The sequence below is a fragment of the Leclercia sp. LTM14 genome (assembly GCF_023736175.1).
GTDB lineage: Bacteria > Pseudomonadota > Gammaproteobacteria > Enterobacterales > Enterobacteriaceae > Enterobacter > Enterobacter barmai.
In genome coordinates this window covers 60,636-74,401 of record NZ_JAIKTT010000002.1, presented here as the reverse complement: position 1 = coordinate 74,401, position 13,766 = coordinate 60,636, and the positions used below count along the sequence as shown (strand labels likewise).

General features: G+C 60.7%; 5 protein-coding genes. 1 reads left to right on the top strand and 4 read right to left on the bottom strand.

Annotation, left to right across the window (positions count from 1 at the left end; translation table 11 throughout):
* The first annotated feature begins 143 nt into the window (after positions 1 to 143).
* Entirely contained in the window at positions 144 to 671 is a 528-nt protein-coding gene (locus tag K5I40_RS04720; RefSeq protein ID WP_039028556.1) for a LuxR C-terminal-related transcriptional regulator, read from the top strand.
* 42 nt (positions 672 to 713) lie between these two features.
* Here the strand turns inward: K5I40_RS04720 and K5I40_RS04715 are convergent, their stop codons facing one another.
* The 4 genes from K5I40_RS04715 to K5I40_RS23985 all read right to left on the bottom strand — a co-directional run bounded on the left by K5I40_RS04715 (position 714) and on the right by K5I40_RS23985 (position 13,751).
* A complete protein-coding gene (locus tag K5I40_RS04715) occupies positions 714 to 1,901 on the bottom strand; it encodes an OmpP1/FadL family transporter (RefSeq protein WP_223075407.1) in 1,188 nt (395 codons plus the stop codon).
* A 224-nt stretch (positions 1,902 to 2,125) separates the two neighbouring features.
* Entirely contained in the window at positions 2,126 to 3,241 is a 1,116-nt protein-coding gene (locus tag K5I40_RS04710) for a BamA/TamA family outer membrane protein (protein WP_223075408.1), read from the bottom strand.
* Positions 3,238 to 4,854 carry a mechanosensitive ion channel family protein gene (locus tag K5I40_RS04705; protein ID WP_223075409.1) on the bottom strand — a complete coding sequence of 539 codons (1,617 nt, stop codon included), beginning with the start codon at positions 4,852 to 4,854 and terminating at the stop codon, positions 3,238 to 3,240. Before K5I40_RS04705 ends, K5I40_RS04710 begins: the two co-directional genes overlap by 4 nt.
* A gap of 107 nt (positions 4,855 to 4,961) precedes the next feature.
* Positions 4,962 to 13,751 (bottom strand): autotransporter-associated beta strand repeat-containing protein, encoded by an 8,790-nt coding sequence (locus K5I40_RS23985; RefSeq protein WP_251929540.1) that lies wholly within the window; start codon positions 13,749 to 13,751, stop codon positions 4,962 to 4,964.
* Positions 13,752 to 13,766 lie beyond the last annotated feature (15 nt).

Genomic DNA, 13,766 nt, shown 5'->3' with positions numbered 1-13,766 from the left:
CGGTCATAACTTCAGTAATTACAGGACAATTCAAATAATTTAAATCGAGTATTTAAATTTTCGCGGCCGTTTTAATTTTACAGCCCCCTCCTTCATCTATAACCTAGCTGCTCCCTTTTAACTCTCTATAACTCGATATTATTATGCGTACTGTTTTCTTAAGCGATAATTATTATCTTTGTTCAGGCATTCATTGCTCAAAGCTGAATACTGTATTTATGAGTGATGATGCAGATCTGGACCAGCTGGATGAGTTGGGTACATTTCGGGATGTCATCATCGCTATTGCCCACGATGGCCTGCGTAACCAGGTTATTAAAAAAGTAAGGCAGGAGAAATCCAGATATATTGTTTTACTGAACGAAATTGAGGCTGATTGCTACATCAAAATAGATAACATCATTTACTCATCGTTGCGCTTTACCCTGCAACCGTTGCAGCATCTGATCAACTTTTTTCCTCACTTCAGGCAGCATCACTTTACGCGCCGGGAATACGACGTGCTGAAGCTGGTTCACCTGGAGAATCATAAAATTGCCAGGCGTCTGAGCCTGTCGCAAAAAACCACCAGCACCTACCGTATCAAGATTCAGGAGAAGCTGAACATGCGAGCAAAAAATATGCTCGCTATGCACAGGGTCAGATCCGCCATCATCGACTCGTCATTTTGACAGCAGTTTGATAGCCACTCCCGCCAGGCAGTGGCGCGCGCCTTAAAACTGATAGCTGTAGTTCAGGCTGGCAAACCACAGGTACGGATCGTCATAGCTGCCTTTCAGGATCGCCGGAGACTGCACCCGGGAAGACTGCATATGCAGATATGAAACCGCAAAACCAATATTGCTTTGCGGTGTTATCTGATATTGCGCGCCGGTGGCGAAACGCCATTCGTCGCCGGTCGGGAGCGACAGCGCCACGTCACTCTGCGATTCATAAATGGTGCTGTCAAACGCCACCCCGGCATTGATACGCCACTGCTCTGTCGGGCGATACTGCACCCCCAGCGCCGTGTGCCAGGAGTCTTTGAGGCGGTTTTTCTTGTCGAGATCCTGCCCTACCACGGTAATTTGTGGGCTACCGAACTGGCTCCAGTCCTGCCAGCCCAGATCGCCCATTACCGACCACGTCTGATTAATATCATGCACCAGGCTTAACATGATCTGCTGCGGAGCCCTGACCTGCGCCGAGATCGGCAGATCGTATTCAACGTTCGGCAGGTTCGGGAAGCGGGCCTTGCCGTCAATATCAAAGTCATATTCGGTTTTACTGGTCCAGGTGATCCCCGCCCGGGTCTGGTCGGTGAGTTCCATCAGTAATCCCAGGCGATAGCTCATGGCCCAGTCGTGATCTTTTTCGGTTTTATCATCACCGTCGACGTTGCGCGTCAGCGAGAAGAGTCCGTAGTTAACGTTGACCGAGCCGCCAATCGACACCCGGTCGTTCAGCTTATAAGCCAGCGAAGGGCTTAGGGTCAGAGCGACCATTGCGCTCTTCTTGAGAAGCCTGTCGCCCGCCCACTCACCGTAGTCGGTCGCCAGGCCGTAGTTGCCGTACATGCCGATCCCGGCATACAGATCGTCATTGATTTTTTGCGCGTAAAAGCCGCTGGCATTGGGGAACGCGCTCATGATATCGCCCGGGCTTTTTCGGCCGGACTCGTTGTCCAGGGTGTAAGGAATGTTCCCGTCCATCATCTGCACGCCGCCGGTGAACATGTGATCCGGAAGGCGGGTCATCCCGGCCGGGTTCGTGACAATGGTTGACGCATCCTGGGCGCTCGCCGCCTGCCCCGCACCGGCAAGGGCCGTATCTTCCGTGCCGATTTCGTAGAAGTAGAGACCACTGGCATGGCCCGTCTGGGCGAAAAGCAGCCCCAGACATATCACCGTCAATTTTTTCATTTGCCACCTGCTTATTGTTGTCTGTTTAGTAAACGTAAATAGCGCCCCTGCGCTCACCCTTGCTGTGTCCCTGATAAACCGGAGCAGGGATCTTCCGGGGAAAACGCGGAGATTTCTTCAGAAAAGCCTTAAACGGACTGAAAACCGTCCCCTTGCGCTGTTTCGTGCCGCGCTCACATGCCAGGCGGCACCATGACCTTAGTCCATCGCATAACCATTCTCATTTACAGGCCGGAGCCCACGTTGAAATAGACCGCCTGCTCGTGATCGCTGAAGGCCACGTCCACCCCGGTGTGTAACCCGTACTCCCGGGCGATCAGATAACGAAACCCGGTGCCCCAGGCCACTTCTGCGCTGGTGTAGAGATCGCTGGCGCTATCTTCGGCGCTACCGGCCCCGACAAAGCCCTGTACGATCCAGCGCGGCGTCACCTGCCAGCCCAACTGGGCCTGCACGGTACTGACATCGTCGCCCTGATAGCGATAGCTGGAGATCCCCCGCAGCTTGATGTAGGGGCGTGCCATCGGCGGCAGGTGTTGATCCTGTTGGGAGAGCATTTGATAGTTCCCGGCGAGCGACAGCGTCCAGGTGGGGTTCAGCGGCAGGAAAACTTTGCCGTCCAGGGTCAGCAGATCGTAGCGGTAATCGCCTCCCAGGAAGTGGCCGTAAAACTGGTACTCACCGCTGAGCGAGACCCCTTGCCCCGGCCAGAAGAAGTTATCGGTGGTGTCATATTCCGCCACCACGCCAAGCGACGAAGAGGTGCTGTCATCTCCCAACACCCGCTGCCACACGCGATCGATAACCGGATTGTTTTTGGCGGCGATATCCGCCTTGCTCCAGGACTGGGACGCACCGAGAAACACCGGCGAATCCCCGACGCGGAACAGCAGTTTGTGCATGCCGCCGTAGCCCTGGGTTTCGGTGTTGATGGCTTTGTTGCGGCTGAACCCGGCGACATCGCCGGAATAGATATCAAGATTGATATCGGCATAGCCGCCAGCAATGAGATAGCGGATATGGTCCTCCTGCCAGGTCCGCCGGTGGCCACCGCCGACAAACCAGGTGCCGTTTTCAGTGCCGCCTCCGCCGAATGCCGTCATCGCCGGAGGGATAAATCGCCCGTTAGCCTGGGTGCCTTTCCCGTGCAGAAACAGGCCAAACAGCCCGCCGCCGTAGCCGATGGCGGGCTCGGTGATCACCACCGGGATCGGCAGAAATCCGTAAGGCTTATCCTCAAGGTTATGGCTCATATCCAGCATGCCGTCTTCAGGATCGATCAGGCCAGCCGACGTGGCTTGCCCGCAACAGAGTGCAGTCAGCAGCAACAGCCGCTTCATCCTTTATCACCGTCGGGAGCCGACGCCGGAGCCGGATACCAGTTCTCTTTCGCCACCATCACCGCGCCCTCTGGCTGCATCACGAAGTTCGGCGACATGATCTGCACGTTAAACTCGTTGAACACGTCCTGTATGTGGCTGTGCAGTTCGTTGCGGGCCATCGCCAGCGACTGGCCCGGCAGGAGCCGGACCTGCAACTCATAGGCGATATACCAGTCCATCAGACTCAGCTGGCGCACCAGCGGCGCGTGGGTATGATCGATGCCCTGCGCCCGCTTGGCGGCCAGCTCCAGCATGGCGTGGACCTGCCGCCAGGGGGTGTCGTAGCCGATGGTAACGCCCACCGTCAGGTTCACCCCGCCGTCCGGGTTCTGCACGCTGAGGTTGGTGATTTTGCCGCTCACCACCACCGCATTGGGCACCGTCACCACGTAATTTTCCCGGGTGATGATCTTGGTGGCGAGCATGCCTATCTCGCTCACCTGCCCCTCGTTATCCCCCACCCGGATCACATCCCCTTTGCGCAGCGCGCGGGAATAGGTCAGCACCAGACCGCTCATGGCGTGGTTCATCACCCCCGCCGATCCCAGGGTGAGCATTAAACCGAAGAAGACGCTGATCCCCTTAAAGGCCAGCGAGTTGGCACCGGGTAAAAAGGGGTACGCCGCAGAGAGGGCAAACAGCCACACCACCACCGAAATCAGCTTGCGGGTGGCGCCGACGGTTTCCGGGTGGATCCCCGGCAGCTGCAGCCGCCCCGCCTCTACCTGGTTCAGGACCACTTTCAGCAGCTTGAGGATAAACGCGGTGATAAGAAAAATGAGCATAACGATCAGCAGCCCCGGCAGCGCCGAGACAATCGACAGCGCCATCTGCCGCAGCACGCGCATCGACCAGTCGCCGAGAGAGGTTCCCCATACACGGGTCCAGGGGAAGAGGCTGAAGACCCAACTTAGCCAGAAATAAAACGCGACGATCCCCAGTAAAATCATCAGCAGGGCGTACAGCCGCGTTTCGATGGCACCGATAAAACGCCGCCAGCGATGCGGGATCCAGCTACGGTTCTCAATAATCCGCTGACGATAAAAACGCCGTACCCAGCGCCAGGAGCGGTATGCGCCATAACAGAAGAGAATGAAGATCAGGAATCCCGCCGCCGCTTTCACGGTGGAGAGCGCCAGCCAGCCGGAATCATACTGATCGCGCAGGGCCATACGCTGGGCTTCCATACGGGCCAGCACCCGCTGGGCGGCCTGATCCAGCGTTAAATCATCCCCTTCGTCCAGATCCCCCTGCGCCAGCAGCATCACCGGTTTGCCGTTCATGACGATCAGCCTTCCCTGCTGGTTGTAGCGTGACACCGTCACTATTTTGAGCGGCTCACGCACGTCCTCCTGGGTGAAGTTGCGCAGCGTATTGCGGATACGCAATACCCGCTCCTCGGGCGTGGTCAGGCCAAACTTCGCCTGCAGCATGACGATGGGTTGATGAAAGATATAGACGGTGCGGGCGCGCTCCTGCTCGGTGGGCGCCTGACGCGGTTCCGCTGCCTGTGAAATAAAAGCAAAACCAGAGAGAAAACACGTTAACAGTACGAGCAGGATCCTGTTCATTTCTACCACCCGAAACGCGCAATTATCGTTATTTTTCAGACTGCCCGCGAAACGGCTGGTCTGTGCTCATTTGAGCGTAGACCAGCGTTTCGCTAATGCAATACCACTCAGAAACGGATCTTCATCCCCAGCGAGGCCGAGATGTCGGCATCGAGACTGGTTTTGCCGCTGTTGTCCCAGGTTTTGCCCACTTCGGTGTAGGCCTGAACGTCGTCGGTCACCATCCAGGTGGCACCTACTGCCGCCTCGGTGGCGGAGAACTGCTGGTTGGCCTTCAGCGTGGTTTTGCCGTTGCTGTTGGCGGTATTGCGGTAGGTCACCTCATCCTGGCCGTCGGTCAGCTCCTGCCAGTAGTTCACCCGCACGTACGGCTTCACTATGCCGTGGTTGGTGTCGTACTCCGCGGTGAGACGCGCCCCCAGACGGCCAATCACCGCGTTGTCGGCCTTGACGCTGACCCGCGTTTTGGCCGGATCCTTGAGGGTGACATCATCGAAATCACTCCACTGCCAGATCAGCTGGGCCTGAGGCTCAAATGCCCAGCCGGTATCGCCAAAGTACCAGGGTTTACCCACTTCAACGGAGGCGGTCACCGAGTTGCCGTCCGGGTGGTAGGTTTCATGGTCGGTCATGTTTTTCAGATCGACCGAGTGATAGCCGTACTGCAGAACGTTATCGACGTACAAGCCGTCGGTGTCGGTCCAGGTGGCATAGCCGCCAAGATAGGTGGAGAAGGTAGAGTTGTACGCCGCCCCCCCGCTCATCCCGGTATTGCCGTCGATGGCGCTGTCGATATCCATAAAGGTGGTATACATCCCGGCACGCCACTTGTCGTCCTGCCACAGATCGAGCCCCATCTGCATGCCGTTGTACTGGCTGTGGCTGGTGCTGCCTGTGGCGTCATCCAGTTTCTGATCGACGGTTTTGGTCAGGTAACGCGCCCAGAAACGTCCCTCCTGGTCGGCAGGGTTGTCCGCCCGGTAAGGCCGCTCGTCGCCCTGGCGCAGGTGCAGGGTGCCCAGCACAAACAGGTCCGCCTGACGGATAATGGACGGCAGCGTATCGAAGCCCGGCACGTCCGGGCGATAGCCGGCACGCAGGAACCAGTCTTCGCCCGCGCCGTTGATATCCCCCGCAAACAGCTGGTACTCCCAGGCCCCGGCGGTCAGATAGTCGGAGCCGAGTGTGAAGGCGTCTTTGGTGGTTTGCGCCGTGGTGACGCCGCCGTTGATGGCATCGACCACCAGAATGCCGTCGCCCTCGGTGGGCTCCCCAAGCCGGCTGACGTCGATATCCAGCAGGGTGGTGCCGCTGGCGGTTCCGCCGTCGATCACCAGATGGTCCGCTACGCCGGGGCTGTTCTGCTGGGCGGCAATTTTCAGCGTGCCGTCAAGACCCACATAGTCGCCCTGCACCGTCAGCGTCGAGCCTACATCGCCGCCGCGCAGATTCACCGTGCCCTGGTTCACCAGGTTCGCCACGGTCTGATTATGCCCGCCGGTATCAAGCAGACCGTTGCTGCTGACAATATGGCTGGAGGCACTGCTGAACCGGTTCTCGCCACCTGCCAGTAACGTGCCGTTTTCCACCAGCGTATAGCCGGACCACGTGTTGAGCCCGTTCAGGACGGTAGTGCCCTCACCGCGCTGAATAAAATCACCGGTGCCGCTAATGATGCCGTTAAGATCCAGGGTGTTAGCGCGATCCACCACCAGCGTCGCCAGGTTGACAATATTCCCCAGCACGCTGCCGCTATTGCTGCCATTCCCCAGTTGCAGGGTACCGTTACGGATAGTGGTATCGCCCTGGAAGCTGCTGTCCTGAGTCAGGGTCAGGGTGCCGTCACCCTGTTTCGCCAGATTGCCGCTGCCGCCTATCGCCGTGAGCAGCGAGACATCGTTGCCGTTGGTGTCGATCGCCCCGCCGTCCCCGGCGAGCGTCACGGCGCGGGCGGTATCAAACGCGGCACCGTAGCGCAGCGTACCGCCGCTGAGGGTGATGCCGGTGCCCGCAGCGCCGAGGTTCGGATCGCCGGAAACCTGCAACACCCCGCCGCTGATGGCGGTCCCGCCCTGATAGGTATTGCTGCCGTTCAGCACCAGGGTGCCGAGATCGGTTTTATTCAGTCCGCCGCTGCCGGTGATTTGGGAATTGATAGTGGCGGTATAGCCTGCACCGTCCAGGGTGCCATCGCCGACCCGCAGAACGGTGTCGGCGGTGTTGGTGGTGATCACCCCGTCGTTAATAACGTAGCCGTCAGTCATAAACTGCGCGCCGCTGATGGTCACCGCCCCGAGGCTGTTATCCACCGTCACGGTGCCGGATTCGCCGCCAAACACCGCGAAGGCGCCATCGCTGAACGGGGTGTTAAACGCCCCTTCCGGGTTAGTGCGATCGGTGGTCCAGTTATCATTGCCGTTGCTGTTCTGCCAGACGCCGTTACCGCCGTCGATCACGTCGTTATTTTTCAGCGACCCGCCCGCGCCGCCGAAGCCATCCCAGAAGCGCATGGTGTAACCGGTGCGGTTTACCAGGTTGACCTGGCCGTCGATAGAGGTCTGGACATAGAGATCGTCTGCCGCCGCGGGAGCCGTGCCGATCTCCAGAATGTTGTTGGTCAGGGTGCCGCTGTAGTCGATCACGCGATAGACGCCGACGTCAAAGTTCCCGCCCGGAGTCTGGGTGATATTGAGCTCGCCATCGAGGTTCAGGTCACCGTTCACCGTCAGGAGATCGTTCAGCGCCCCGCCCGGGGTGCCGGACTGGCCGAACTGGAAATCAAGCTGGGCATTCTGCGCCAGCGTCAGGCTGCCCATGGTGAGTTCCCCCACGCTGTCCAGCGTCGCGCCCGGCGTCAGATGGCCATCATCCGCCACGCTGACGCTGCCGCCCAGGGTTCCCGCGCCGCCAAGGGTAGCCCCGGCATCGATGGTCGCCGCCCCGGAGGCCGCACTCTGGTCGCCGTTGACCAGCAACACGCCCTGCTGAACCGCAGTCGCGCCGGAGTAGCTGTTATCCCCGGTCAAGGTCAGGGTGCCGCCGCCGGTTTTCACCAGCCCGCCGCCAATGCCGCTGATAATCCCGCTGATGGTGTCGTTCAGGCCGAGGTTACCTTCCGTCAGGGTGGCCGCGCCCAGGTCGACGTTCCCGGCCCCGGAGAGGGACCCGATAGCGGTATTGCCTGCGGAGCCCGCCAGCGTGACGTTACCGCCCGCCAGGTTACTGATACGCGCCGACGCCGCCTGGGCATTGCCCGCAAACGCCACCGTGCCGCTGTTGGTGGTCAGACTGGTTCCCGCGTCGGCGCTGCCGGAGAGCAGCATTTGGGAGTCAGCATCGACGTTAATCGTTGCCGCCCCGCCGCTGCTGGTGTCGGTCAGTTCAAGGGTACCGTTGGTCAGATTGATGGTGCTGCCGTCCGCCGTCGCCGTATCGTTAAAGGCCAGGGTGGCGTTGTTGACGTCAAACAGATGCGACTGGGCCGCGCTGTCGTTGTTCACATTGAGGCGCGCCGCGTCGGTCAGGCTCACCGTGCTGTCGGCCCGGCCCAGCGCGCCGGTGGCGTTGGCATTGACGGTCAGGGTGCCGGTGCCGTTTTTACCGGTGATCGTGGTGTTCCCCTGATACGTATTCGCGACGTTAAGATCCAGCACTCCATCGCCCGTTCCGGTGGAGCTGTCTTTCACCGCCAGCGGGCCGTCGCCGCCAATGCCCCCCTGAGAGGCGAAAGTATTGCCGTACACGTCAAACGTACCGCCCGCCACGCCATCGACGATAAACAGGCGGTCGGTGGTGTAATCCGCCCCGGTCTGGAAGGTGGCGCCGTTCTTGAGGAACACAAAGGTTCCGGCGTCGCCGAGGCTGGAGTCTTTGGACACCTGTAGGGTGCCGTTCCAGACCTCTGTCCCGCCGCTGTACTGGTTGTCGCCGTTGAGGATCAGACGGCCCGGATCGGTTTTCAGCAGGCGGATCGCCCCGTCGGCATCGCTGTCCTGCACCAGGTCAACGTTGAGAGTGGTATTCACATCCGCACCCGCCGCGCCATCCCCGACGCGAATGGCGAAGTAGCTGTCGCCGTGGGTTCCGCCCACCGCGTCATAGCTGTTATCCGGCGTGATCACGCCCGCGATGCCGGTGGACACCATGTGCAGCTGCGAATCCTGGTTGATCAGATCCGGCGTCAGCACATAGCCGTCGGTCGTAAACTGCATCCCGCTGGTGATGACATCGCCAAAGGCATTGCTGACCAGCACGGTATCGGCATCGCCCTGGAAGACGGCAAAGGCGCGCTGGGACCACGGGGCGTTGCCGACGCCGTTGCTCTGGGTCCAGTTGTTACTGGTGCCAGCAATTAAGGCGTTCCAGGAGCCGAATCCGCCATCGACAATGCCGTTGCCGGAGGTGCCGTCGCCGTGGTTGGTGGCGTTCAGATCGCCGTCCCAGAACTGGAGCTGGTTGGAAGGCACCACAAAATCCAGCACCAGGTTGACCTGACTGGCGATGTTGGTCTGAATGGCATACTGGTTGGCATCGTTCGGCGGTAAGGTGCCGATGTCCATGGTGTTATTGATCAGTGCCCCGCCGTAGTTAAACAGGCGATAGACCCCCGGCAGGAAGCTGCCCCCCGCGGTGAGCGCCACGTTCACCACCCCATCAAGGGTGAGATCGCCCGCTACCGTCACCAGATCGTTCAGCGCCCCGCCCGGAGTATAAACTTCTCCCAGCTGGAACTGGCTGTCGGTGTCGCTCGCCAGGGTCAGGTCGCCGTTGATGGTCAGCTCGCCGGTGCCGTTCCCGCGGGCATCATCCCCCGGACGCAGCACGGTGCCGGTCTCAAAGACCACGTCGCCGCCCAGGGTGCCGTAGCCGCCGAGGGTGGTGCCGGACATCACCGTGGTCAGCCCGGTGCCGGTCTGCACGCCGTTGATCAGCAGCGTGCCCTGCTCGACGGTAGTGGTTCCGGCGTAGCTGTTATTGCCGCCCAGACGCGTCACGCCGCTGCCCAGCTGGCGGAACGCCCCGCTGCCGGAGATGACGCCGTTTAACGCCACGTCGTCTGAACGGTTGACGGTTAACAGCCCGTTGTCGGTGATGTTGGTGGTGGTGGCTAAGCTCCCGGTGGTGCCGCCGTTGCCCAGCGCCAGTTCTGAATCCGGGCCGATCAGCGTATTGCCGGTGTAGGTGTTGTCACCCAGCAGGACGGTGTCGCCGCCGCCGATGCGCTCCATGCCGCCGGAGCCGGAGATGACGCCGCTGTAGGTCTGAGCCCCTGCGCCGTCAAAGGACACCAGGCTGTTAGCGCCCACGGTGGCAATGTTGTACTGGCGAACCGTCGCCTCGCCGCTGGTAACGGCATTATCCCCGGTGCGCAGCGTCGCCCCGTTGTTGACGTTGATCTGCGATGCGCCAGAAAGGGCAAGATCGTTGACCACGCGGATATCGGTGGGATCGCCGTCCAGGGTCAGGGTGCTCCAGCCGGTGCCGATGTTGGTGCCCGTTGCCAGATCGTCCGCCGCCAGCGAGCCGATATTCGCCGACCCGGCATTGCTGTGGGTGCCGTTAAAGGTCAGCCTATTGTTGGTGCCCCCTTCGCTCAGCACGTGGCGAACGCGGGTCATGCTCACATCGCCAAAGGTGGCGCTGTCGTTGCCGTCGGCCCCGGTGAAGGTCACGCCGCCCGCGAATTCGCCCGCCGTAAAGCCAAACTGGTCGCTGCCGCTGCCGAGGGTGATCTCCCCCTGGGTGGTTCCGGCGTTGATGTTCATCAGATCGTTGCCGCTGCCGGTGAGCACTACCTGCGCCGTGTCGCTGGCAGCCCGCAGCGTGCCGGTGTTGACGACAGTGTTATTGGCCGTACCCGAGGCATCAATAACCGTCGCGTCCTCGCTCTGGCTAATGATATTGCCGGTATTGGTGATGGTGCGGCTGGCGGCGGTGCCGTTCAGGGCGATCAGCGACTGCGCGTTAGTGGTGCTGGTAGAGGTGATGGTGCCGCTGTTGCTGAATGCCGACGTGTTCTGCGCCAGGATGGTGCTGCCGGTGTCGCTGCTGGTGGTGATGACCCCGCTGTTGCTCAGGCTGCTGGCGTTGGTCGCCTCAATCGCCGCCCCGGCGGTTGACCCCATGGTGATGGAAGTGCCGGAGTTCACGTTGCCGGAGGTGCGCGCCAGCACCCCGGTGCTGTCGGTACCGTTACCGTTGATGGTGTAGCCGGTGCCGATGGTCAGATCGCCGGTGGTTTGCGAGCCGTCCGCCTGCATAAAGGCAAACCCGCTGCCGCTGCCCGCCACGTTCAGGACGTTGCCAGTGCCTTCTGCGGTGAAGGTCACCGCCGTGCGAATAGCAGGGCCATCGCCGGAATTAATGGTCACGTTGTTCAGGTTGATGTTACTGGAGCTGGCATTGTTGTTGATGCCCGCCCCGGTTCCGGTCACGTCGATGGTGGTGTTGCTGGCGTTGAAGGAGGAGGCTCCGGTGCTGTCGATGCGCACCCCGTCCGCGCCGTTGCTGGCGGTGATCTGGTTCCCGGTGCCGTTGACGGTGAGCGTCGCTCCGTTACCCGCCAGCTGCACCGCCGCCAGGCCGCCGTTGGCGGTGACGGTGCCGAGCTGGCTGACCGTTGCGCCCGCCCCCTGCACCCGCAGGCCGATGTTACCGCTGCCAGCGGCCCCCGAAACGGTGATCGCCCCGCTGTTGTTCAGCAGACCCGCGTTCTGAATATCCACGCCAATGTTGTTGGTGCCAGCGACGCTGACCGGGGCGGTGACCGTCGCCTCGCCGTTGTTGTGCAAAATAATCCCGGTACTGCTGTTCCCCAGCAGGTCAATCGCCGCCCCCGCATTCAGGGTCAGATTGCCGAGGTAGCCGACGTTATACCCCACAATACCCGTCTGCCCGGCGGCAGAGGTGATAACCGCATCGGAAGTGACGCGGGTTAAGCGCGGATCCGGATCGATAGTGGCGTCGATGTTGTAGTTACGCCCGTCCACCAGCACGGCGGTGGTGTTATCGCCCGTCAGGTTAATCGCCCCGTCGGTGATCGCCCCGTTGGCCCCGCCGGTCACTTTGACCCCCACCGCACCCGCGCCGGAGACGTTAATGGTGGCATCCCCGGTGGTTAACTGGGTGGCGACGTCATCCGCCGGGTCGGCATTGTTCAGATCGTCCACGCCGTTGGCAAAGACCCCCGTCGAGCCCTGGCCTGAAACGTTCAAATCGTAGCTGCTGCCGGTCCCGGTATCGCCGTTGAAGACAGCCCCGTGATCGACGACGAAGAGAATCGACTGGGTCTGGGCGCTGTCGGTAATGGTGGCATTGGTGATATTGATGCTGGAGCCCTGGCCCCAGGCGTAATAGCCGATTTGCTGCGAGTTCTGGAACGACAGTGACGCATCTGCCCCGATATCAATGGTGGCATTGCCCCGGGCGTGCACGCCAATCGCCCCCGCCGATAACAGGCTGATATCGGAATCCAGCGTCACCTGGGCGGCATTGTTGTTCAGGCCTTCGGCATAGACGGCGTAGTTGCGGTAGGTGTATGGCTGGTTATCGGTGCCGCCGGTATCCCCCGCACTGCCCACCACAATCTCGCTGCTGGCGGTGGAGTTCAGGGAGGCGTTGGCGGACTGCGCCAGGATATTCAGGGCGATGTTGTTGTCACCATCAACAAAAATATTCCCGTTGTTGGTCACCACCCCGCCATTGTCTTTGACGTACATGCCGTAGTTGGCGGCAGCAGAGGTCTCGCCGGTCGACGTTGGCGTCAGGGTACCCAGCACGTTCAGCTGGCCGTTGTTGGTCGCCGCCTCGGTGCCGCCCTCAACCAGCATCCCTGCGGCATTGCGGGTGCCGGAGAGCAGCGTGATGGTACCGTCGGCAGTGTTCTCCATGTTGCCCTGGCCGGTGGTGTACATCCCGGCGCTTAACGCCCCGCTGCCCACCAGATTCATCGCCTCCGGAGTCTCCCCGGAGATAACAGGCGTTGCGCCAAGATAAATTTGCCCGGCATTGGTCACGGTGCCCGTTGACTCACTGTAAATCGCATACCCGGCAGCCCGTCCATCGGGATTACGGCTGTTACCCGTCAGGGTAATAGTGCCGGTATTGCTGAGGGTACTGTTACCGCCAACGGCCATCCCCCATGCGGTACGGGAGGCGTTATCCGTTACCGCAACATTGATGTAACCCTGGTTGGTGAGCGTGGCGTTCGTTACGCCAACCATCCCTACGCTACCGGCGTTGCTCACATTCTGGTTAACGCCGTCTTTCTCAAGGAATAGCCCGGCGTTAATCACCCCGGTATTCAGCGCCGTGCCGTAACTGGCCAGCATCGCCGCCGAGGTGGGGCTACTGCCGCTACTGCGCCAGGCGTTGATGGTGCCGTTGTTGACGATCGCCCCGCCGTCGAATGCCTCCATCACCGCCGAGGCCCCATCCACGGCGAGGCTCGCATCGGTGGTGACGGTCCCGGTTGCGCCCGTGCCGTTGGCATAGATCACCCGCAAGTCTCCGGTGCCGAGGGTGGCGTTATTGTTATGCGCCAGCCTGTCTTCCCAGACGTTATAGGTGAGATTAATTTGGGTGCTTTGCGCCTGGCTGAGTAACCCGGTGATGATGCTGTTATAGACGGTCTGGGCTTCTACCGCCGAATCAATTACTTCGCCATCCACCTCAGCACCCGCGGTCAGCCAGTACTGAATTTGCGGGCTTCCGGCGTACGCGCCCTGGCCGGTGAGGTAGTTGTTTACATCGGCGATGTCATCGGAGGAGGTGATGTTAAATTCGCGGGTACCCACCTGAATCACCCGCCCGCCGGGCAATTCGGTGTAGTTCGGTAACGTCAGGGTGTAGTTATACTGGGTACTTTGCGCCCCCACGCTCTGCGCTTGCGCACTCACCACCGCCGCAGGGCG

What these genes read in the sequence shown, in the direction of transcription:
- K5I40_RS04720 (WP_039028556.1), top strand. Translation starts at nt 144, where the DNA reads ATGCGTACTGTTTTCTTAAGCGATAATTATTATCTTTGTTCAGGCATT.
- K5I40_RS04715 (WP_223075407.1), bottom strand. Translation starts at nt 1,901, where the DNA reads ATGAAAAAATTGACGGTGATATGTCTGGGGCTGCTTTTCGCCCAGACG.
- K5I40_RS04705 (WP_223075409.1), bottom strand. Translation starts at nt 4,854, where the DNA reads ATGAACAGGATCCTGCTCGTACTGTTAACGTGTTTTCTCTCTGGTTTT.
- K5I40_RS04710 (WP_223075408.1), bottom strand. Translation starts at nt 3,241, where the DNA reads ATGAAGCGGCTGTTGCTGCTGACTGCACTCTGTTGCGGGCAAGCCACG.